We start from the raw sequence: 22,047 nt of genomic DNA on the forward strand, positions 1-22,047 counted from the left end.
ATCGAGTGGATAACTTGTGAATAACAGATGCATCCTCTTGGTCGGTTTGTAAATGCAGTAATTGCAAAATTGTGAAAATTCCACGTGACGGCGCGGACGTCAGCCCGGCGGGCTGGCGGGCTTCTTCGGCTTGGGCGGCGGCCCCCATAGTCGCAGCAGGTGCTCGGCGAGGTTGAGCAGGCTCACCCGGCGCAAGCCGCCGGCACTGAGCTCGCGCAACGCCGGGACATGCGGGCTGCGTTCGGTGAAATGCTCCCAAAGTTCACGCTCCAATGTCCGCGCCGCCTCGCCGGGCGCGGCGGAAAGGCGTGCGGTCCCGACCACCTTGGCTTGCCAGTGCCGACGTTCGTCGGGCTGTTTGTCCCAGTAGTCAAAGAGGGCTTGTTCGTAGCGGTTTAGGCTCATTTCCGGGCGGTTTTTTACAACGAAGGCGGCATTGCAATTGAACACGCACCTGCTATGGCTGTCACGCACACACTCCAACCTAACACACCCATGTGGCAAAAGCTTAAAGACCAATTACCCGCAATTATCCTCACCGCTGCGCTGATCTTGGGCGTCGCGTTCTGGTTCAACCAGAAGATGGCCGCCGAGATGGCAGCCAAGCAGCAGACCGAGATCGCCGCTCTTCGCGAACAGCAAGCTGCTGACATGAAGGCTAACGCCGAGGAGACCCGCCGTCACATCGAGTCGGTCAACCAGCTGCTCAAGGATGCCATTTCCAAGCGCGCCGCCGACGTCTTCATGACCGATGAGGAAGTGTCGAAGTTGAACGAGCAGAAAGTCAACCAGCTCGCCGAGGCCATCGCCAAGAAGGTCATGCCCTACGGCTCGAACATCCCCAAGACGCCCGAGGAAGCCGAGAAACTCCAGAACGAGCAGGTGGACAAGGTCGGCAGCCGCCTCGCCGAGAAGATCTCCCCCATCCTGGCCGAGATGTCCAAGGACCAAAACCTCACCCGTGAGTCCATCAACGGCTACAGCCAGCGCATTTCGGACCAGATCAGCGGCGCGCTCACGGCTGAGATGTCCCGCAACCAGGAGCTCAACAGCCAGCTGCTCTCCTCGCAGGCCGTCGCCCAGGACTCGATGAAGCTCTCCCACGAGATCACCGCCCTCTACCTGAGCAGCTTCAAGGACCAGGGCCTGCTGACCCGCCTCCTCTCCCTGCCGGCCAACGTCGTGCGCGACGCCGCCAGCCTGAGCATCGTGAACAGCTCCGACCGGAAGAAGATGGAGGAGCGCCTCGTCACCGAGATGAACGCCCTCGATAAGCGCCTCGCCGACATCCAGGCCGCCGCGCCCAAGAAGTAACGCGAACGGTCGCCGGGCTTTCCAAGGCCGCACCTTCCGGTGCGGCCTTATTATTGTAGGGCGGGATCACCGCGTCCCGCCTTCCGGTATGGACATCATTTCGCATTCGAGGCGGGATACGGTGATCCCGCCCTACATTCATTCCGCATGACGCCGCTGCCCCTCTCCCCCGAAACCGCCCGCCGGTTCATGCGCCGCGCCGTGCTGCTCGATGCTCCCGCACCCGACATCGCCACCGCCCTCGCCCACCACGGCTACATCCAGATCGACCCGATCAATGTCACCGGCCGGATGCATGACCTCATCCTGCGCAACCGGGTCCGCGATTACCGGGAAGGCGGCCTGATGCGCCACCTGCACGGTGACGGCACCCTGCTGTCCGCCGCGCGCCGCACCGCCTTCGAGCACCACCTGCCCACCGAGCACACGCTCGTGGCCCTCACCCCCGACGCGTGGCCCTTCCTGTTGGCGGCGATGCGCCATCGCACGCATGCCTCGGGCGCCTGGTCGGGCCGGCTTTCCCCGAAACAGAAGGAGCTGACGGTCCGCTTGCTCGCCGAGATTGCCGCCCGCGGCCCCCTCAGCTCGGAGGATTTTGCCGATACCGGCCGGTCCCGTCACGTCTGGGGCCGCGCCACGCTGGCCAAGGCCACGCTGCAAAAACTCTTCTTCCACGGCCAGCTGCTCATCGCCCGCCGCGGGGAAAATAACCGGCGCTACTACGACCTGCCCGGGAAGGTCCTGCCCGCAAAAATCCTGCGCCTCCCCGAACCGTCGAAAAAGGAAACCGCCCGCTGGGAGGCGTTGCTCAAGCTCCGCCAGCGCCGGCTCACCCCGCTCAAGCGCGCCGAGCTGGCGCTGGTCGCCGACCTCGTCCAACCGCTGGCGATCAAGGGCTGCCCGACCCTCTATTGCCTGCGCAGCGATCTGCCTTTGCTCGAAGGTGGAACCCGGCCTTCATCCTCCGCCAAGGCTACGGACGACAGGCCGGGCGGGTTGGCTTTGCGGGCGCTCGGAAAAACCGGTCCGGAGGCCCGGTTCCACCTTCCTATCCTTCTCGCGCCGCTCGACCCGCTCATCTACGACCGCCGGGTCACGTCCGGCCTCTGGGGTTTTGATTACACGTGGGAGGTCTATGTCCCGCCGGCCAAGCGCAAGCGGGGTTACTACGCGCTGCCGATTCTGGCCGGCACTGAACTCGTGGGCCACGTCGACCCGAAAGCCGATCGGGAGAAGAAAAAACTCCGGATCGTCTCCCGCTCGGTGCGTCGCGGTCACAAGGTGACCGACGCCGTCCGCGCCCTCGCCCGCTGGCTCGGGCTCAAGTAATGACCTTTTTGCAGGCTGCGGGCTTGCTGGCGGCGCTTCGCTCGCCCATCCACACTGCTCTTTCGATGGACGACCTGCTGCTCACCCTCAAGACCACCTTCGGCTACGGCGCCTTCCGGCCGCTGCAGCGCGAGATCATCGAGGCCGCTCTGGCCGACAAGGACGTCTTCGCCCTGCTGCCCACCGGCGGTGGCAAGTCGCTCTGTTTCCAGCTGCCGGCCCTGCTGCGACCCGGCCTCACCGTCGTCGTCTCGCCGCTCATCGCCCTGATGAAGGACCAGGTGGACCAGCTCCAGGCCGCCGGCGTCGCCGCCACCTACCTGAATTCCACCCTCGACGCCGACGAGGCCCGCTCGCGCCTGAGCGGCCTGCACCGCGGCGAGTGGCGCCTGCTCTACGTCGCCCCCGAGCGGCTGATGCTCGACAACTGGGCCGCCAACCTCAAGGCGTGGAACGTCACCGCCCTCGCCATCGACGAGGCGCACTGCATCTCCGAGTGGGGCCACGATTTCCGCCCCGAATACCGCCAGATCGCCAAGCTCCGCGCCCTGCTGCCCGGCGTTCCCGTCATGGCGTTGACCGCCACTGCGACGGACCGCGTTCGCGCCGATATCATCAAGCAGCTGCAGCTGCGCGACGGAGCGACCTTCGTTGCCAGCTTCAACCGCCCCAACCTCTCCTACCGCGTCATCCCCAAGGACCAGCCGGCGAAACAGATCATCGATTTCGTCCGCGCCCGCGAGACCGAGAGCGGCATCATCTACTGCGCCAGCCGCGCCACCGCCGAGCGCGTGGCCGAGTCCCTCGCCGGCCGCGGCTTCTCCGCCCGGCCCTATCACGCCGGCCTCAACGCCGCCGAGCGCACCCGCAACCAGGAACTCTTTCTCCGCGACGAGACCCGCATCATCTGCGCGACCATCGCCTTCGGCATGGGCATCAACAAGCCCAACGTCCGCTGGGTCATCCACCACGACCTGCCGAAAAACATCGAGGGCTATTACCAGGAGACCGGCCGCGCCGGGCGCGACGGCCTGCCGGGCGACTGCCTGCTGCTCTTCAGCGCCGGCGACATCGCCAAGCAGACGCACTTCCTCGAGGAGATCACCGACGAGCACGAGCAGGCCGTCGCCCGTGCCCAGTTGCGGCAAATCGTGCATTACGCCGAGAGCTCCGGCTGCCGGCGCGCCGAACTGCTGGAATATTTCGGCGAGAAATTCCCCTCCGCCAACTGTGGCGCCTGCGACAACTGCCTCGAGCCGCGCGCCACCTACGACGGCACCGTTGTCGCGCAGAAGTTCCTCTCCTGTGTCTACCGCATCGCGCAGAACGGCAACTTCAGCGTCGGCATGAACCACCTGACCGAGGTGCTCACCGGCGCCGACACCGATAAGATCCGCCGTTGGGGTCACGACCGGCTGAGCACCTATGGCATCGGCAAGGAACTTCCCCGCCCCGCCTGGGCCGCGGTCGGGCGCGAACTGATGCGGCTCGGCTATCTCGCCGTCGCCGAAGGGGAGTTCGCCACGTTGGAACTGACGCCCGAGGGCCGGGAGGTGCTGCGCTCCCGCACATCCATCACCCTCACCAAGCCCATGGACCTGCCGAAGGCGAAACGGGTCACCCGCCGCGAGGGTGACATCGCTTGCGACGAGATCCTCTTCGAGCGCCTGCGCGCCTTGCGCAAGCAGCTCGCTGACGAACGCAAGGTGCCGGCCTACGTCGTCTTCGGCGACGCCACCCTGCGCCAGATGGCCCGCGAATACCCGGACCGCCTCGAGGCCATGGAGGGCATCACCGGCGTCGGGGAGAAGAAGCGCGCCGAGTTCGGCGCGATCTTCGCCGGGGCCATCGCCGCGTTCCTCGAGAGCAATCCGCGCATCACGTTCAGCGATTGAGCATGCCTGGGGTGGAACCTGACCTCCGGGCAGGTTTTCGGGGCGAACCCGTCCAAGCCCGCCCGGAGGTCGGGCTCCACCTTTAGGGCATCGTCATTAACGCCGCAAAGGTCTCCATGCCGTTCCAAAGATAGTCCACGCGCATGTTCTCGTTCTCGGCGTGCTGGTTGTTGTCGTAGTTGCCCACCGGCACGGTGATGACGCTCACCCCGAGCGTCTCCACGATCACGCTGAGGGGCAGGCTGCCGCCGGCCGTGGGCAGCTTCATGACCGGCTCGGTCGTGGTGGATTGCACGGCGGCAATGACGTCCCGCGCGATCGGGAGGCTGAACTGGGTGCGCTGGGCGTTGTAGCCCTGGCCGGCGGTCTCGACCCGGATGAGCTTGGTGAACTGCGCCCGCTCCGCGTCCGTGGGCTCGTGGTCGATCACGTGCCAGCCCTGCACCGCCATGTGCGCCTTGACGCGCTCCACCTGGAGCCGCCAATCGATGCCGAGCACGAGCCGCAGGTCGAGCGTGGCGCGGGCGACGGCGGGAATGACATTGGTCGCCGTCGGGCCGACATTGGCGCTGGCGATGCCGTTGATGTTGAGCGTCGGGAGCTCGAAGCCCTCGAGCAGCGACCGCCCGGGCACCTCGGGTTCCTTGAGGCCGAGTTCCTGCAGCAGGGCGGCGTCGGTGAAGGCCGCTTCCTTCATCGCAATGCGCTCCGACTCGGAAAACATCACATAGTCGTCGTAGAAGCCCTTGATGAGCACCTTGCCGCGGTCGTCCTTCATGCTCGCGAGCAGCGACACCAGTCGCATGGCGGGATTGGGCGCAAAGTTGCCGAAGTTGCCGCTGTGCAGCGGGCGCTTCGCGCCGTAGGCGGTGAGGTTCAGGTTCACGTCGCCGCGCACGCCGAAGACCACCAGCTTGCGGCCCGAGACGTGCCGCGATCCGTCGCAGATGATCCACAGGTCGCTCTGCAGCTTGGCGCGGTTCAGCTCCATGATTTCGCCGAGGTGCGGGGAGCCGCCCTCCTCCTCCCCCTCGAAGAGAAATTTCACGTTCACCGTCGGCCGGCCGCCGGACTTCACCAAGGCGTCATAGCCGTTGAGGATGGCAAAGACGCCAGCCTTGTCGTCGGCGCTGGCCCGGCCGTTGACACGCCAGGCGGGGTTGATGGCATCGCCGGGATTCCAGCCGGTGACGATCTTTCCGCCCTTGGTCAGCGGTGCGGTGAGGAAAACCGGCTTCCACGGGTCGAGGCCCTCCGCCCACTCCTTCGGGTTGACCGGCTGGCCGTCGTAATGCGCATAAAACACGATCGTGCGCGTCGCACCGGGCACCTTGACCTCGGCAAAGACCGCGGGGTTGGTGGCCGAGGTTTTCCCCTCCAGCAGCTCGGCGGCGAGCCCGCGGCGCCGCATCATGGCGGCGAGAAACTCCGCGTTGCGCCGGACATTCGGCTGGTCGGCGTCGACGTCCGGCAGGGCGACGAATTCGCGGTATTCGGCCATCAGCTCCTGCTCGTGACCCTGGCGGTAGGCTCGGACCGCATCCTGCACCGGGCTCGCGATGGCCGCCACGGAAAAACCGGCACTCATCACAAGGCGGACGAAAAACTGTGTGATCTTCATGGGGAAAGTGCGTCTACGCTTGGCCTGCCCCGGGGTTTAGGCAATGGGTAACTCCCCATGCCGCATCCCACCCCGCGCCCTTTGCCCGAGAACACCGGGCTGGCGCTGCTCGGCGAACGCGTGGCCCTGACCGCCTCGATTCCCGCGAAAATGGCGGAGCGGATGCTCGGCACCCGCAACCCGCACGGCAAACCCAACGCCGACGTCCTGCGCCAGCTCGCCACCGCGGTCGATCCGCGCCGCCCGGCGATCCACTGGCTGGTCGATTTCCCGGCGCACATGGGCGAACGCGAGGCCTCGCTCTACGAGCACCCCTTCCACCACCTGTTCCGCGCCATGCGCCCCACCCGCGATCGCTGGTGGGTGAACCCGCACGCCGACGAACGCCTGCGCGCCACCCTCGCCCGGCGCGAACGCTTCCTCGCCACCCCGATCGGCGCCGAGCCGCCGGCGTGGACCTGGTTCGATTCCGCCGTCGTTCCCGACGACACCCTCATCGCCGTGGCGCGCGACGACGACTTCGCGCACGGCATTCTCGCGGCGCGACCCTTCGCGGTCTGGTGGCGCCAGTTTCACTCGCGCCGCACGCCGGTGCTGGCCGTCAGTTCCTACCCGTTCCCCTGGCCACCCGGCCGCGGGCTGAGCGCGCTCACCGCCGCGCAGGAGGAGCACCGCCACGCCGTGGCCAAAGCCGCGCGCGGCGCCGACGCGGCAACGCTCAACGCCGCCGTGGCCGCCGCCTACGACTGGCCGGCCGACCTCGACGATGAGGCCCTGCTGACGCACCTCGGTGATTTGAACCGCGCGCGCGGCGCTTGATGGACTGAGATCCAATGTAGGGTCGGCGCTTGTCGCCGGACCCAATTTGGTAGGGGCCGTTGCCCTCAACGGCCCTTCAAAGGGCGCTTGAGGGCAAGCGCCCCTACCGGTCCGCCGACGAGCGGCGACCCTACATTTCCGATCACGGCTTCTCGCCGGCGAATTTCCACGAACTGCGGTAGTCGCGCGGGAGCTTCGTGCCGGTGAGGTGCGCCCGCACCATCTCGATCGGCATGATGCCGCCCTTGAGCACGCCGTCGTGGAAATCCTTCTCCTTCATCTGGCCGGTCGTCACGAGGTCGGCGTAGAGCGAGCGCAGCTGGATCGCGCCCATCATGTAGCCGACCTGGTAGAGCGGCGAGTAGTCGCCGTTGAACGAGCGACGCACCTCGCCGGTCGCCGTGTGCCGGTCGTGGCCGACCGTATCCACGAGGAAGTCGATGCATTGCTGCGGCGTCCATTTGCCGAGGTGAAAGTTGAGCGAGAAGATGATCCGGGCGCAGCGGTGCGTCCGCCAGAACAGCACGCCCGCCTTGTCCATCGGCGTCTGGTGGTAACCGAGGTCCCAGAGGTGGAATTCCCACCACAGCGCCCAGCCCTCGACGTAGAACGGCGTGTAGTAGAGCTCGCGGTGCTGGTTGTAGCGGTTCGCATACCAGCCCTGCAGGTGATGGCCGGGGATGAGCTCGTGAAACACCGTCGCGCGGCAGAAGTGCCGGTTGTTCGCCCGCAGGCTGTCGAGCTTGTCGGCGTAGTCCATCGTGTCGGTGGGGAATGACACGATGATGCGGTCGCCGCCGAGGAAGAACGGCGAGGTCTTCTGCCGCTCGGGCGACATCATGGTCATCGTCCAGTCGTCGATCGCGTGCGGGGGAATGGTGACCAGGTCGCGCTTCGTGAGGAAATCCACGGCCTCGTAGGCGAGGCCGGCGATGAACTCCGGCTGCTGGCCCGGCGGCAGGTAGTCCTGCTTGGTCTTCTCGAGCGCGGCCTTCCAGTCGTCGCCCAGGCCCATCTCCCGCGCGACCTTCTTCCATTCGGCCTGGCACCAGACGAGTTCCTTTTGCGCCACGGCGATCAGCTCGTCCGGGTTGTAGGGCATCATCTCGCGCTCGAGGTCGAGCTTGAGCCCCTCGGCCCCGATCGGGTCGCCAATGATCGGTTCGTCCTCGCCGGCCTTCACGCCGACGATCTTCTCGCGCAGAAATTTCGCGTAGCCCTCGAGCGCCGCCGCGGCCTTCTTGTAGGGCTCTCGCGTCCACCAGCCGAACTCCGGGTCGTAGCCGTCGTAGAATTCAAACCAATTCTTCAGCGTCTTGCCCAGTTCGTCCATCCGGTTCGCCGCGCGCAGGGCCGCGATCTTGCCGGGCTTGGCCCCGTCGCCCTCGAGCGCCTTTTTCGCCGCGTCGATGTCGGTGCGGATCTGCGCCAGCACCGCGGCGGAATCCTGCGGCGCCACCTGGGCGAAATCCCGCCGCTTCTCCTGCAGGCCCGCGATCGCGTCGGCGAAACCCATGAAGGGCTTCATCTCCGCACCGCGCTGCTCCTCGCGGTCGAGCAGGCCGAGTTGGTAGCGGAGATTGAGCCGCATGAGGTGCCAGTCGATGCGCCCCTCGGCGCCCAGCGGCTCGTAGGGCACCTGCTCCAGCCTGGCCTGCCAGGCGCGGTAAAACTCCCGCATCCGTTTCAACTGCAGGGCCGAACCGGGCACCGAGTAGATCCGGAGGAGGCCGTCGCGATCCGTCTGGAAGCGCTCGACGAGTTCGCGCAGTTCGCTGGATTGCGGCTGGGCCAGCGCGGCGAGATCCGGCACATAAAGCGCGGCGTCGCGCTGCGCCTGCGTGGGCTGGCCGTGGCGGAAATCCTCCGCGCCCAGCAGCACGTGACAGAAAAGAAGGGAGGCAACGATCCGACCGTTCGGGAATTTCATAGGGGATGTGCCAGTTTCCCCGTCCCCGAAAAAGCCGCAAGCGCGGAGTCGCAGGTTGGTGGGGGCGCTTGCCCTCAAGCGCCCGGGCCGTTGAGGGCAACCGCCCCTACCTCAGAATTTCCACTCGATTCCCGCAAAGGCGCCGAACCCGAGCTGCGGGTAGCCGTTCACTTCCTCATATTTCTCATCGAGCAGGTTCTCGATCCGCGCCTTCACCACGAGCCGGGCATTCACCTGCCACGCGCCGTAGAGCCGCACGACGGTGTAGTCCCCGGCCCGGATGGTGGCGAACGTCGCCGCATTCACGTCCATCCGGTCGGCCGCAAACGCCACGCCCGTGCCGGCGCTGAAGCCGCGGCCGAAGTCGCGCCACAGATCGAGCGACCCGCTGTTGCGCGGCCGGCGCAGCAGGCGGATGCCCTCCGTGAGATTCTCCGCCTCGAGGTAGGTGTAGGCCAGCCGCACCTGGACGGCACCGGGCAGCGTGAACTTGCCCGCCAGCTCGAGACCCCGCGTGCGGGCCTGCTCCACGTTGGCGGTGGTGCCGGGGAACACGCCGAAATCGAATACGATCAGGTCGCGGTAACGCGTGTCGAACCAGGTTGCGCTCAGCATCCCGCGGTTGTCGGGGAGGAAGTAGTCCGCGCCGGCGTCCCAGCCGCGCGCTTTTTCGGGCCGGAGGTTTGGGTTGCCGACGTAGAACGAGCTTTTCCCGTAGAGATCGAGGAAAGCCGGCGAGCGGAACGCCGTGCCGTAGGTGGCGCGGAGCTTCCAGCGCGAGTCCTTCGACAGCCACGCGGCGGTCGCACGGCCCGTCGTGGCCCGGCCGAACGTGTCATGGTCGTCGCTGCGCAGCCCGGCGGTCAGGTAGACGTGCTCGGCCGGCGTCCACTCGTCCTGCGCGAAGAACGCCAGCAGGCTCTGCCGCTTGTCGATGTCGCCGAAGCCGGTGTTCACGGTGTGGTTCGCCTCGGCCGTCAGGCCGGCGGTAATGCGGTGCCGCTCGTCGGGCACGTAGGTGCTCTGCCAGTCGAGGACCGCGCGGCGGTTCGTGACCACGGTCTCGCTCGTGAGGGTGTCGGAAACATACCGCCGGTCCTGCCCGCCGAGCACGACGTGGCTGGTCAGGCCCGGGGCGTGCGTCAGGTCGGCGAACACCGTCGCCAGCTGGTTGCTCTCGCTTTCCTTGTTGTTGGGATCGTTGGCGCCAAACCCGACATCCGCGCCGGGCGAGCCGTAGCGGCCGACAAACCCGCGCCACGTCACGCCGACGGCGACATCCTTGTTCACCTGGCGGTCGAGCCGCAGCGCATAGGTGGCGCTGTCGAACCGGTTGTTCACCCGTTCGTTGTCGGTGTGCCCGCCGGAGAGCGAGAAAGTGTAGGCGCGCACGGCGTCGCCCGCCTGGGCATTGAGCGCGCCCTGCACGGTGCCGAACGAACCGGCTTCCGCCGACACGACCGCGCTGCCCGGGCCCGCGCCGCGCAGGCCGCGCAAGGCCACGACGCCCCCGACCGCCTCGCCGCCATAGAGCGTGCTCTGCGGCCCGTGGGAGACCTCGAGGTTGTCGCAGCCGCTGACGCACATGCCGCCGAGCGACACCTGGTAGTCGGTATTGGGGTCGTTGAAGCGAATGCCGTCCACGAGGAACAGCGTCTGGTTCGAGTTGGCGCCGCGCAGGAAGAGCGACGTCACGCCGCCCGGCGCGCCCGACGCAAAGGCCGGCGCGCCCGGGATGGCCCCGAGGGCCGAGCGCAATCCGGTGAGTTGCATGCGCGCCAAGTCGGCGCCGCTGATCTGGTCGACGTAGGTGCCGGTCGTCGTCAGCGCCACGGGTGTCCGCGTGGCCGTGAGGACATAGTCCGGCAGTTTTTCCGGTTCGGGGCTTTGCCCGAACGCGGTCAGGGCCGGCGCGAGGCCGGCGAGGAGGAACAGACGTCGGAGCGACGCCGTGATGGTGGTATTCATGATCTGCTGATGCTGCGGCAAGAGCAGAGCATTTGGGTGGGAGGGGCTTTAGGCCCCGACAGTCGCGGGCCAAACCCGCTCCCACTTACACAGCATCCACTCCCACCCTTCAATGTGCGTTGAAGGTTGAACGCGTCCGCCCGCACGAGGCGGCCGCGTGGTGAGTTTCCGGGGGCAGATGTTCGGACTCCGCATGTCAGCGCGATGTGCGCAAAAAACTCCAAACGTCCAAAATTCCAAACTCCAAACGGTCGGCAGCGACTGGAAGCCGTGGACCTTTTTGGGATTTGGCGTTTTGGGATTTGGCCTTTGCGCGCCATCGGCGCGTCCTCGCCCCTCGCCTTCACCGGTTGCCCGATTGGCTTTGCCCGGCTCCTGTCCGCCGGTATGGGTCTGTGATGCGTTACCGCAGCGCAACTGTGGCCGGTTTGCACGGCCTTCCCTGTTTCCCTGGAATTGACATAAAGAACGGCAGGCAACGGCACCAATCCACCCGCCCGGCCACTTACGCAAGCCCAATCCCTGTCAGTCTTTACGTCATAGGCGCGGCCCGCCTCAACCCGGTCTTGCTTTTTCATATCATCGAATCTTGATGTAACGATACTTACGAGTGTCATGTCCGCCCTTCCCCCCACCGCCGCTGAAACCGCGCTCCGCCGACTGCTGGCCGAGCGCGTGGCCATCCTTGATGGCGCGATGGGCACGACCATCCGCAGCTACAACCTCACCGAGCAGGATGCGCGTGGCGATCGCTTCAAGGATGCGCCCAAGGATCTCAAGAACAACGGCGACATCTACTCCCTCACCCGCCCGAATGAGATTGGCGACATCCACCGGCGCTTCCTCGAGGCCGGGGCCGACATCATCGAGACCAATACCTTTTCCGCGACCGCCATCGGCCAGAGCGAGTTCTTCATCGAGGACCCGCGCGAGAAGGGCGGCCGCAAGGACCCGGCGTTCTACCAAAGCGTCATCGGGAACAAATTCCTCGAGACCCTCGCGCACGACATCAACTTCCAGTCCGCGCGCCAATGCCGCGAGTGGGCCGACCGCATCGCCAACGCCACGGGCAGGCGCCGCTACGTTGCGGGCGCCCTCGGGCCGCTGACCGTCTCGCTCTCCAATTCCCCCGACGCCGACGACGCCGGCTTCCGCGTCGTCACCTTCGACCAGGTGAAGACCGACTATCGCCGCCAGGTGCGCGCCCTCATCGCCGGTGGCGTGGACCTGCTGCTCGTCGAGACCATCTTCGACTCGCTCAACGCCAAGGCCGCCCTTGTCGCCATCGAAGAGATCTTCGCCGAGGACAAAATCAAGCTGCCGCTCATGATCTCGGCCGCCGTCGGCCGCGGCGGCGAGACGATGATCTCGGCGCAGACCGTCGGCGCCTTCTGGAATGCCGTGCGCACGCACCGGCCCCTCGCCGTCGGCCTCAATTGCTCGATCGGCCCCGACCTCATGCGCCCGTTCCTCGAGGAGCTGGGCCAGAAGTCCGACACCTTCATCTCCTGCTACCCAAATGCGGGCCTGCCGAATCCGCTCACGGAAACCGGCTTCGACCTGAAGCCCGCCGACATGGCCCGCTTCATGGGCGAGTTCGCCGGCAGCGGCCTGCTCAATATCGCGGGTGGCTGCTGCGGCAACACCCCCGAGCACATCGCCGCCATTGCCGAGTCCCTCAAGCCCCAGCCGGCCCGCAAGGTCACGATCGTAAAGCCCGAGGTTGTTGGAGGGCCCGCGTCCCTGCGGGCCGCTTCTGCCGTGGAGGGCTCAGCTCCAGCTGAGCCGCCGCGCCCCCTCCAGCTGTCGGGTTCACTGCCATTCACCCAACAGATCGGGTCGTTCATGATGGTTGGCGAGCGCACCAACGTCGCCGGCTCGCCGAAGTTCGCCAAGCTCGTCAAGGCCGGCAACTATGAGGAGGCCGTCTCCGTCGCCCGCCAGCAGGTCGACAACGGCGCCAACGTCATCGACGTCTGCATGGACGACGGCCTGATCGACGGCGTCGCGGCCATGACGCGCTTCCTGCAGCTCATCGGCAGCGAACCCGAGATCGCCAAGGTCCCGGTCATGGTCGACTCCTCCAAGTGGGAGGTCATCGAGGCGGGCCTGAAATGTCTTCAAGGCAAGGGCATCGTAAACTCCATCTCCCTCAAGGAGGGCGAGGCCAAGTTCCTTGAGCAGGCGCGCATCATCCTCCGCTACGGCGCCGCCGTGGTCGTCATGGCCTTCGACGAGAATGGTCAGGCCGCCTCCTACGCCGAGAAGATCCGCATCTGCGAGCGCGCCTACCGCCTGCTCGTCGACACCGTGGGTTTCCCGCCCGAGGACATCATCTTCGACCCGAACATCCTCACCGTCGGCACCGGCATCGAGGAGCACAACAACTACGCCGTCGATTTCATCGAGGCCACGCGCTGGATCAAGACCCACCTGCCCCACGCCAAGGTCAGCGGCGGCGTCTCCAACGTCTCCTTCAGCTTCCGCGGCAACAATCCCGTGCGCGAGGCCATGCACGCGGCCTTCCTCTACCACGCCATCAAGGCCGGCATGGACATGGGCATCGTCAACCCGTCGATGCTCGAGGTCTACGAAGAGGTGGACAAGGAGCTGCTCGTCCTCGTCGAGGACGTCCTCCTCAACCGACGCCCCGACGCGACAGAACGCCTCGTCGAACACGGTGAGAAGCTCAAGGCCCAGGCTGGAGGGCCCGCGTCCCTGCGGGCCGCCGCCGACATCGCCGTGCTCGAGGCCTGGCGCACGGGCACCGTCGAGGCCCGCCTGTCGCACGCTCTCGTGAAGGGCATTGACGCCTGGATCGACCAGGACACGGAGGAAGCCCGGAAGAAATACGGCAAACCGCTCAACATCATCGAGGGCCCGCTGATGGACGGTATGCGCGTCGTCGGCGATCTCTTCGGCGCCGGCAAGATGTTCCTCCCGCAGGTCGTGAAGTCCGCCCGCGTCATGAAGAAGGCCGTCGCCTATCTCCAACCCTTCATGGAGGCCGAGAAGGCCGCGCTCGTCGCCGCCGGCGGCATTGCCAAGGCCCAGGGCCGCATCGTCATGGCCACGGTCAAGGGCGACGTGCACGACATCGGCAAGAACATCGTCGGCGTCGTCCTCGCCTGCAACAATTACGAGGTCATCGACCTCGGCGTCATGGTGTCGTGCGAAAAGATCCTCGCCGCCGCCAAGGAGAAGGGCGCCGACATCATCGGCCTCTCCGGCCTCATCACGCCGTCGCTCGACGAGATGGTGCACAACGCCAAGGAAATGGAGCGCCAGGGCCTGAAGATCCCGCTGCTCATCGGCGGCGCCACCACGTCGGCCGCGCACAACGCGGTGAAGATCGCCCCGCATTACTCCGAGCCTGTCGTCCACGTGCTCGACGCCTCGCGCGTCATCGGCGTCGTCTCCAAGCTGCTCAGCTCCGACCACAAGCCCGCTTATGTCGCCGAGGTGAAGGCCACGCAGGAGCGCCAGCGCACCGAGTTCGCCGACCGCAAGGGCGCCCGCAAGCTCCTCTCCCTCCCCGAAGCCCGCAAGCGCGCCCAGCCGACGGATTGGGCGACAGTGGATATCCCGAAGCCGGAATTCCTCGGCACAAAGGTCTTCTCTTCTGGAGGGCCGGTCTCCGCACCGGCCGCTTCCGTGGAGGGCCCAGCTCCAGCTGGGCCGATTCAGCCGCTCACCCTCGCTGAAATCGCAGATTTCATCGACTGGGGCCCGTTCTTCTCCACGTGGGAGTTGCACGGTCGCTTCCCCGACATCCTGAAGGATCCGGTCGTCGGCGAGGAGGCCACCAAGCTCTATGCCGAGGCGCAGGCGATGCTGAAGCGCATCATCGCGGAAAAACGCTACACCGCCAAGGCTGTCATCGGCTTCTGGCCGGCCAATGCCGTCGGCGACAGCGTCGAGGTCTATGCCGACGAGGCGCGTTCAAAGGTACTCAAGACCTTCCACTTCCTCCGCCAGCAAAACGAGAAGGCCGCCGGTCAGTTCAACCACTGCCTGGCCGACTTCATTGCCCCGAAGGATTCTGGCCGCATCGACTATCTGGGCGGCTTCGCCGTCACGGCCGGCCATGGCGTCGAGGAATTCGCCGCGTCGTTCCGCGCGAAGCACGACGACTTCAACGCCATCCTCGCCCAGGCGCTCGGCGACCGCCTCGCCGAGGCCCTCGCCGAGCTGATGCACAAGAAGGCCCGCGACTATTCCGGCTACGGCAAGACCGAGAATCTGGAGATGAAGGACATCATCCGGGAAAAATACCGCGGCATCCGCCCCGCCCCCGGCTATCCCGCCTGCCCCGACCACACGGAGAAGCCACCGCTGTTCGACCTGCTCAACGCACCCGAGGCCACCGGCATCACGCTGACGGAAAGCAACGCCATGTTCCCCGCCAGCAGCGTCAGCGGCCACTACTTCAACCACCCCGATTCAAAATACTTTGCCGTCGGCAAGTTGGCGAAGGACCAAGTCGAGGACTACACCCTCCGCAAAGATCAGTGGCTGGAAGTCTCGGAGCGCTGGCTTGCTCCCTACCTCGATTACGAACCCACGCCCTGAGCATTTCGCCGCTGTGGCCTACGAAGCTGCCCATGTCTCCTCTCGCCGCACTTCCCGACAACCCGCACGTCAAGGTGGTGCGGAATTTCGCGGAGCTGGTCGCCACCCCGTTCGCCGGCGGCGTCAACGCCCTCTGCTGGCCGCGCCCGCTGGCGGGTGACTTCGGCGAGATCGTGGCCGGGCTGGGCGCCGGCGAGGGGATCATGTCCCTCGATGAGGGGCGCCTCAACGCCCTCGTCTTGAGCGCAGCCGGCCGCGTCGCCCGGGACATCCTGCTCGCCGACCTGCGACTCCTCCGTGACCAGGGCCTGGCGCCCGAGCTCAATTGCATCCACATCTATCCGCGCGATGAGGACGCCGCCGTCGTGCCCGTCGATGTCTATTCCTTCCACGCCGACCGTGCGCCGGTCGAGACTTCCACCTGGCTTTGCACCTACCACGGGCCGGCTTCCGAGGGCTTGCGCAACGAGGAGACGCAACGCCGCATTGACGTCCCTGCCACCCGTGCCGCCCTGCTCGCAGAATACGGTGGAGCGGACGATGATGGCTTCCGGGAATTCCTGCGCGATAGTTGCTACGACCTCCATTACGCGCCCGCTCCAAACGCCCGGCCCTGGTCCTTCGGCCTCGGCCATCTCTGGCGTATTGCCGTGGCCTGGCCGGGCAGTCCGGTCCCGCCTTGCATTCACCGCGCCCCGGCCACCCTGCCAGGCGATCCGCCCCGGTTGCTGTTGATCAGCTGAGTCGCCATTCGCTGGTAGTCTATTAGACTACTAACGATCGGGCCGGCTGCGCTCAATGTGTGGTGGAGCCCGACCTCCGGGCGGGCTGATGAGCGTTTGCGCAGAAACCTGCCCGGAGGTCAGGTTCCACCTCAATTCGCAGGCCTGATCACGCTCAGAGCTTCTGCGCCAGGGCTTCGAGCTGGCTCGTGGCGATGCCCCAACCTTTTTCGAAGCCCATCTTCTCGTGGGCTTCGCGGTCGGCGACGGTCCAGTGGCGGACGCGCGCCGTGTATTTGGTCTTTCCGGGACCGGCGTCCTCGAACGTGAGGATGCCCGTCATGAAGGGCTTGGCCGACGGTTCCCAGGCACTGGTGAACGCGTCGGTGAAGACAAGTTTCTCGTTCGGCACGACCTCCAGGTAGATGCCCGGGTTGGGAAATTCCAGCCCCTCGGGCGACCGCATCGTGACGTTGCTGGAGCCACCGGCGCGGACGTCCATCACGGCCTTGACGGTCTTGAACGGCGGCGGCGTGAACCATTGCACGATGAGTTCCGGCGTGGTCCAGCAGCGCCAGAGCTTTTCGCGCGGGGCGTGCAGCACGCGCTGGATGACGAGTTCACGGTCGGCAGGGAATGAGGAGGACATGATGGGATGGGATTGATGGTTTCAATCAATACAACGAACAGGTAAAGGGCATCCGGACAGGACAGGCCGATTTTTTCCAGCCAGTCAGATCCCGAGGCCGGCCTGCCCGAACTGGACCGGGCCGGGGCCGGCGCGGCGGGACACCGTTCCCGTGCGCTGGTTGAGAACGTCGCGGGCGATCTCCGGAGTGGTGGCGCTCAGCAGCTCGGCCGCCCCGGCTTCCGCGAGCACATACCGCTCCGGACCGAGCCGGTCGACGATCTCGCCGGCCCCGCGACACGCCGCCGCACCTTCCGGGCTCCTGTTTTCAACCGTGGCAACGATATGGCGCAGGGGGCGCAATGCCTCAAAAGGCGGCGCCCGGTCGGGAAATGCCGGCGCCGGTCTCACCGCGGACAGTTTTTCCAAACGATCCCGCGAGCCCATGGTCAGTTTCCTGCCGCACTCCGGGCAGTTTGGCCACGCGCCGAACGGCTCCTGGCAATCGCTGCACCAGTTCAGGAAATATCGGGTGAGTTCGATGGGATATTTCAGGGTGCCTTGGATGTGTTCCGTCGAGCCAGCGCGCAGCGCGGCCATGAGCGCGTCGTAGCCGGGTTCGATGTCCAGCAGGGTGCACTCGCGGCCGATGTTTTCCAGCGAATGGGCGTCGGAACACGAGTAGAGCCCGTGCCGGTCCAGCCCCGGCACGCGGCGGCACATGGCCGGATTGGAGGTCAGCCCGGTTTCCACGGCCCAGAGATTCGGCAGCTCGTCGCCGTAGACTTCCGCGGCGGAAGTCCCGCCGCCCACCACGCCCAGCACCGAGAACCACGGGTTCATCACGTGCGGCGCGGCGACATGGACCCGGTCGAAATCCCGGGCCCCGCGCACGAGGTCCCGGCAGGACAGCGCCAGGGTGGGCCGGCCTTCCTGCAAATCGCCTTTCTTGGCGACGCGCGCCGCGAACTCCCGCGCCACGGCAGGCGACGGAAAATAGACCAGCTGGTGGATGCCCTGCATCTCCTCCGTCCCGGGCGGGGCGCAATTCACCTCCGTGCTGAGCACAAACCGCAGCGACCGGCGCAGGGCCTCCGGCAGGCGTGCGTGCACCGCCTTCTCCATCTCCGGTTTCAGGGCGAGCAGGCCGGACCCGGCCTCCATCGTGTGCGCCTCGATCTCCGCCAGCCATTGCGGTTGCAGGCAGTCGCCGGTGCCGAGCAAATCCACCCCCTTGCGCTGCGCCCAGAGCGCGATGTTCTCCAGCGTCATCGCCGGCGACACCCCGCCGGCATGGCGGGAGTGCAGGTGGAGATCGGCGGCAAAACGCATGCCTTCACCATAAGCATCCCCGGCAAAACTCAATGCCGGCCGTGCGGCTGCTCAGGGCACGTGCTTGATCCGGATCCGGCGGCAGGCGATGGCGCCCTTGTCGGCCTCGCGGGCGATCGCGCCCGGCTGAGATCAAAAACTCCTCAACCCCGTGGCGCCGTCACGACAAACTTGTCCCACGCCGCGATGAGCCGGTCGTCCGGGGTGTCGGCCGGCAAAGGCGGCACCGGCTTGTGCCGGTCGATCCACGCCACGGTGCGGCGGACGCCCTCCTCGTAGGACGTGGTGAGGCGGAACTCCGGCACGTCGCGCTTCAGCTTCGTGTTCGAATAAACGCCGTGAAACCGAAAAATCTCGTCGAGCAGCACGTAGCGCTTGGCATCGACCGCCAGCAGGAAATCGGTCGGCAGGTGCACAAGCCGGGGCTCTGGCGCGCCGATGGTCGCGGCGGTGCGCCGAACGTATTGGTCCCACGTGACCACCTCGTCGGCCACGGCGTTATAGGCCTGGCCGAAGCAGCGTGGATTGGCCGCGGCATGGGCGAAGCCCCGGCCGACGTCGTCGGCATAGGCGCTCTGCCAGAGTCCGTGGCCGTCGCCGCTGACGATGACCGGCCGGCCTGCGCGCAGGCGGGCAAGGAACGAGGGCTCGGTGTGCAGGTTGTTGATGATGCCGCCACCCGGGCCGTAGGTGTGCGAGGGTCGGATGATCGTGACCGGCATCTTCCCCTCGGCATGGGCCCGCAGGAAAAGCTGCTCGCACGCGAACTTGTGGCGCCCGTATTCCGAGTGCGGCACCTGCGGGGTGTCTTCGGTGGTGGGCACGACAGTCTGCGTGTTGCCGTAGGTGCACACCGTGCTGCAGAAAATGAAATGACCGCAGCGGCCGGCGCCGGCCCGCAGCACGCTGGCGGCCTCGTCGGGCCGGAAGCAGATCATGTCGATCACAACGTCCCACGGTCCGGCTGCGACCACGGCCTGTTCGAAGGCCGGGAAATCCTGCCGGTCGCCCACCAGGCGCCGCACCCCGGGACCCAGCCGGTCGTCGGTCCGGCCGCGGTTGAAGACCGTGAGGTCGGCGCCGCGCTCGCGGAGGGCCTGGACGATCCCGGTCGAGATAAGGCCGGTCCCACCGATGATGAGCACGCGCATGGCCCGGTTAAATTGGCCCGGCCCGCCGCTGTCCAACCAACAATTCCCGGGCAGTCAGCAATGCGGCCGCCGCTCACCCAGCCGCGCCAGCAGCTCCGGCATCGCGGTGCGCAGGGGCGAAGTCGCGAGAAACTCGTCGGCCCGCGCCTTGGCCCCGCGGGTGCGGAGACCGGCGTAGACGTGCAGCTCGAACTGCAGGCGGAGTGCGGCCTCGGCCGCGGTGAGCCCGAGCGCGGCATACAGGAACAGCAGCGCCTCCACCGTCGCGTATTTTCCCGCCCCCGGCGCGTTGCGCAGCCAATAACGGCTCGGGCCGGTCATCGGCAGGCTGATGCGCCGGCCCCATTGCCCCACCACCTCCAGCATCGAACCGGCCTCGCTCCAGCTGCCGTCGAGCAGCAATACCTGGAGGTTCGCCGGCACGGCACCGGCCGGCAGCTCCTCGCCGCGCGGATGCAGGATCCAGAGTTCGCGGCCGGGCTGCACGACCGAGGCCCGCCCCGGTGGCTTCTCCTGCCAGAAAACATGGCCGCGCGAACCCGTCACGATGCGGTTGATCAACCGTCCCGTGCTCGTCGGCCGCCAGTATTCCCGCTTGTGGATGAGCACGTCCACCTGCAGCGGGGTCGCCACCGGTTGGTGGCCCGCGCAGATGCACCAGCGCGGCGGGCACCGGCAACGCTCGCAGCGCGGGGTGGTTTCAAGGACGACGCTCCGGGCCATGGTCAGGGCTTGACCGCCGGTTCCGGGTTCACGGCGATCAGCTCGAGGTCGAAGATCAGCGCGGAAAACGGCGGGACCTTGCCCGCGCGCAGGCCGCCGTAACCGAGGTGCGGGGGAATGTAGAACACCGCCTTGGCGCCGGGCCGGAGCGTGAGCATGGCCGCGGACCAGCCGGGAATGAGCCCGCCGACGGCAAAGTCGGACGGCTGGCCGCGCGCCCGGGAGTCATCGAACACCGTGCCATCCACCAGCCGGCCGGTGTAGTGCACGCGCACCCGGTCCTGCAGCTGCACGAGGGGGCCCTCGCCGGGCGCGATGATCCTGATGCCGAGGTTGCTCGGGCGCCACGCGATGCCTTTGTCCGCTGCGATCTTCTGGCCGAAATATTGTTCGCGGCGCAGCTCGGCCTCGCTCTTCTCCGGCCCGGCCGGGGCCGGCGGTTCCTTGGGACCGCAACCCGCGAGCAACAGGACGGCCAGCAGCCCGCAGGTGCGCAGGACGGGATTCATCCGCCCAGCCTGCAACAGTTCCGCGCCAAAACCAGCCGGAAAAATCAACGGGCGGCCGCCGCGCGGCCCGGGCTGCACCCGGCGCCCGCGTGGTGCTTTCAAATGTTTTTCGCAGAACAAAACCCCTGCCGCCGCGTCGGAACACCACCTGTGAACCCGCCTCTGCCCGCCGCCGTCACACTTCCGCCCGCTCTCCGGCCGCTGCGCGTACTCTATGCCGATGATGTGCGCCAACTGCGCGAACTGATGACCTTGATGCTCAAGCGCGAGCAGCACGGGGTGGAAACGGTCGAGAACGGGGCGGAGGCCCTGACCCGGCTGACCGCCGCCCCCACCGGCTACGACCTGCTCATCACCGATCACCACATGCCCCGGCTGAACGGCCTGGAACTCGTGCGCCGGGCCCGCGGGCTGGACTATCCGGGCAGGATCATCGTCTTCAGCTCCGAACTCGGCCCGCTGGTGCACGAGGAATACCGCCGGCTCAACGTGGACCTGATCCTGCCCAAGCCCGTTTTTCCCCTCACCTTGCGGTTGATGCTGCGCCAGCTGTTCGCCTCGCATTACCCGGAGCCGGTGGCCTCGGAGGCGCAGATTTATTAATTTAGTTCTTGCTTAATTAAGTTTTCTCTTAAATACAGGTGGCATGCAAAGCCTCCTGGCCATCGCCGACCCGACCCGCCGCCGCATCGTTGAACTGCTCGCGCAGCGCGACCGCACCGCCGGCGAGCTGGTGGCGGAATTCGACTTGAGCGCCCCGGCGATTTCCCAGCACCTGAACGTGCTGCGCGAGGCCGGGCTCGTCACCACGCGCGCCGAGGGCCAGTCGCGCATCCAAACGCTCAATCCCGCCGGCCTGGACGACCTCGGGGCCTGGCTCGAGCGCACCCGGAATTTCTGGAGCCAGCGGCTCGACGACCTCGAGCGCGAGCTGAAGGCCGACGATGAACGCAACAACCGCAAAAAGAAAAGATCATGAAAGAGAACGACCAACCCGCCCAGTTCCCCGCCCCCGGCGAAATCCGCATCATGCGCACGCTGCCCGGCCCCATCGAGCGCGTCTGGACCTACCTGACCGACCCCGAGAAGCGCAGCCGCTGGTTCGCCGGCGGCCCGATGGAGCTCCGCGCGGGCGGGAAGATGGAACTCTTCTTTCAGCACAAGAACATCTCCCCCACCGAGACGCCACCCGCCGAGCACGCCTGCAAACACGAGGGCGGCAAGAGCATGGCGGGTACGATCCTCCGCTGTGAGCCGCCCCGCGTGCTCAGCTACACCTTCGGGGAGAATTCGGACGTCACCTTCGAACTCATCCCCCAGGACGAGAAAGTGCTCATGATCCTCACGCACCGCAGCCGCGGGGACGACCTGCCATCCCTCATGGGCTTCGCTTCCGGCTGGCACGCGCATCTCGCCATTCTGCTCGCCCAGCTGGAAGGCACGCCCCAGCCGCCCTTCTGGGCGACTCACGCCCGCTTGAAAACCGAATACGAGAAACAGCTTCCCGTGAACGTGAACTGAACTCACCCCGCAA

Annotated in this window: 18 protein-coding genes and 1 riboswitch; of the genes, 9 read left to right on the forward strand and 9 right to left on the reverse strand. The window is 66.6% G+C overall.

Going from position 1 to position 22,047, the window contains the following annotated elements; translation table 11 throughout:
- Positions 1-99: 99 nt before the first annotated feature.
- Positions 100-405 (reverse strand): hypothetical protein, encoded by a 306-nt coding sequence (locus tag BLU29_RS03025; RefSeq protein WP_091055100.1) that lies wholly within the window; start codon positions 403-405, stop codon positions 100-102.
- A 90-nt stretch (positions 406-495) separates the two neighbouring features.
- On the opposite strand from BLU29_RS03025, the gene BLU29_RS03030 reads away from it, so the two are divergent.
- The 3 genes from BLU29_RS03030 to recQ all read left to right on the forward strand — a co-directional run bounded on the left by BLU29_RS03030 (position 496) and on the right by recQ (position 4,538).
- On the forward strand, positions 496-1,314 hold the full coding sequence (locus tag BLU29_RS03030) for a hypothetical protein (RefSeq protein ID WP_157693580.1): 819 nt from the start codon (positions 496-498) through the stop codon (positions 1,312-1,314).
- Positions 1,315-1,461: 147 nt separating this feature from the next.
- A complete protein-coding gene (locus BLU29_RS03035) occupies positions 1,462-2,643 on the forward strand; it encodes a crosslink repair DNA glycosylase YcaQ family protein (protein ID WP_091055102.1) in 1,182 nt (393 codons plus the stop codon).
- Between the two features lie 65 nt (positions 2,644-2,708).
- Positions 2,709-4,538, forward strand: a complete 1,830-nt coding sequence (recQ, locus tag BLU29_RS03040) for a DNA helicase RecQ (RefSeq protein WP_091060861.1) — start codon at positions 2,709-2,711, stop codon at positions 4,536-4,538.
- Positions 4,539-4,620: 82 nt separating this feature from the next.
- On the opposite strand, the gene BLU29_RS03045 is transcribed toward recQ, so the two are convergent.
- Positions 4,621-6,159 carry a M20/M25/M40 family metallo-hydrolase gene (locus BLU29_RS03045; RefSeq protein ID WP_197677754.1) on the reverse strand — a complete coding sequence of 513 codons (1,539 nt, stop codon included), beginning with the start codon at positions 6,157-6,159 and terminating at the stop codon, positions 4,621-4,623.
- A 57-nt stretch (positions 6,160-6,216) separates the two neighbouring features.
- Here BLU29_RS03045 and BLU29_RS03050 point away from each other — a divergent pair, with 57 nt between their 5' ends.
- Positions 6,217-6,978, forward strand: coding sequence for a hypothetical protein (locus BLU29_RS03050; RefSeq protein ID WP_091055103.1), 762 nt, complete (start codon positions 6,217-6,219; stop codon positions 6,976-6,978).
- A 142-nt stretch (positions 6,979-7,120) separates the two neighbouring features.
- Here the strand turns inward: BLU29_RS03050 and BLU29_RS03055 are convergent, their stop codons facing one another.
- Positions 7,121-8,908, reverse strand: coding sequence for a DUF885 family protein (locus BLU29_RS03055; protein WP_091055104.1), 1,788 nt, complete (start codon positions 8,906-8,908; stop codon positions 7,121-7,123).
- A gap of 111 nt (positions 8,909-9,019) precedes the next feature.
- Entirely contained in the window at positions 9,020-10,876 is a 1,857-nt protein-coding gene (locus BLU29_RS03060) for a TonB-dependent receptor (RefSeq protein WP_157693581.1), read from the reverse strand.
- Between the two features lie 155 nt (positions 10,877-11,031).
- A riboswitch (cobalamin riboswitch) is annotated at positions 11,032-11,364 on the reverse strand.
- A gap of 127 nt (positions 11,365-11,491) precedes the next feature.
- On the opposite strand from BLU29_RS03060, the gene metH reads away from it, so the two are divergent.
- Both metH and BLU29_RS03070 read left to right on the forward strand, forming a co-directional pair.
- Positions 11,492-15,448 carry a methionine synthase gene (metH, locus tag BLU29_RS03065; protein WP_091055106.1) on the forward strand — a complete coding sequence of 1,319 codons (3,957 nt, stop codon included), beginning with the start codon at positions 11,492-11,494 and terminating at the stop codon, positions 15,446-15,448.
- Positions 15,449-15,480: 32 nt separating this feature from the next.
- Positions 15,481-16,191, forward strand: coding sequence for a hypothetical protein (locus tag BLU29_RS03070; protein WP_091055107.1), 711 nt, complete (start codon positions 15,481-15,483; stop codon positions 16,189-16,191).
- Positions 16,192-16,345: 154 nt separating this feature from the next.
- Here BLU29_RS03070 and BLU29_RS03075 read toward each other — a convergent pair whose 3' ends face one another.
- The 5 genes from BLU29_RS03075 to BLU29_RS03095 all read right to left on the reverse strand — a co-directional run bounded on the left by BLU29_RS03075 (position 16,346) and on the right by BLU29_RS03095 (position 20,513).
- Positions 16,346-16,819, reverse strand: a complete 474-nt coding sequence (locus tag BLU29_RS03075) for an SRPBCC family protein (protein WP_091055108.1) — start codon at positions 16,817-16,819, stop codon at positions 16,346-16,348.
- 84 nt (positions 16,820-16,903) lie between these two features.
- Positions 16,904-18,130: an endonuclease Q family protein gene (locus BLU29_RS03080; protein WP_091055109.1), complete on the reverse strand. Its 1,227-nt coding sequence runs from the start codon at positions 18,128-18,130 to the stop codon at positions 16,904-16,906.
- A gap of 143 nt (positions 18,131-18,273) precedes the next feature.
- Entirely contained in the window at positions 18,274-19,281 is a 1,008-nt protein-coding gene (locus BLU29_RS03085) for an NAD-dependent epimerase/dehydratase family protein (protein ID WP_157693582.1), read from the reverse strand.
- A gap of 54 nt (positions 19,282-19,335) precedes the next feature.
- Entirely contained in the window at positions 19,336-20,004 is a 669-nt protein-coding gene (locus BLU29_RS03090; protein WP_091055111.1) for a DTW domain-containing protein, read from the reverse strand.
- 2 nt (positions 20,005-20,006) lie between these two features.
- Positions 20,007-20,513, reverse strand: a complete 507-nt coding sequence (locus tag BLU29_RS03095) for an FKBP-type peptidyl-prolyl cis-trans isomerase (RefSeq protein WP_091055112.1) — start codon at positions 20,511-20,513, stop codon at positions 20,007-20,009.
- A 150-nt stretch (positions 20,514-20,663) separates the two neighbouring features.
- Here BLU29_RS03095 and BLU29_RS03100 point away from each other — a divergent pair, with 150 nt between their 5' ends.
- Genes BLU29_RS03100 through BLU29_RS03110 form a run of 3 tightly spaced genes read left to right on the forward strand, consistent with a single transcriptional unit; the run spans position 20,664 to position 22,034 of the window.
- Positions 20,664-21,116: a response regulator gene (locus tag BLU29_RS03100; protein ID WP_157693583.1), complete on the forward strand. Its 453-nt coding sequence runs from the start codon at positions 20,664-20,666 to the stop codon at positions 21,114-21,116.
- A gap of 43 nt (positions 21,117-21,159) precedes the next feature.
- Positions 21,160-21,492: a metalloregulator ArsR/SmtB family transcription factor gene (locus tag BLU29_RS03105; RefSeq protein WP_091055114.1), complete on the forward strand. Its 333-nt coding sequence runs from the start codon at positions 21,160-21,162 to the stop codon at positions 21,490-21,492.
- Positions 21,489-22,034 carry an SRPBCC family protein gene (locus BLU29_RS03110; RefSeq protein WP_091055115.1) on the forward strand — a complete coding sequence of 182 codons (546 nt, stop codon included), beginning with the start codon at positions 21,489-21,491 and terminating at the stop codon, positions 22,032-22,034. Before BLU29_RS03105 ends, BLU29_RS03110 begins: the two co-directional genes overlap by 4 nt.
- Positions 22,035-22,047: the final 13 nt, after the last annotated feature.

Source organism: Opitutus sp. GAS368, assembly GCF_900104925.1.
In the GTDB taxonomy this organism is placed as follows: Bacteria; Verrucomicrobiota; Verrucomicrobiia; order Opitutales; family Opitutaceae; genus Lacunisphaera.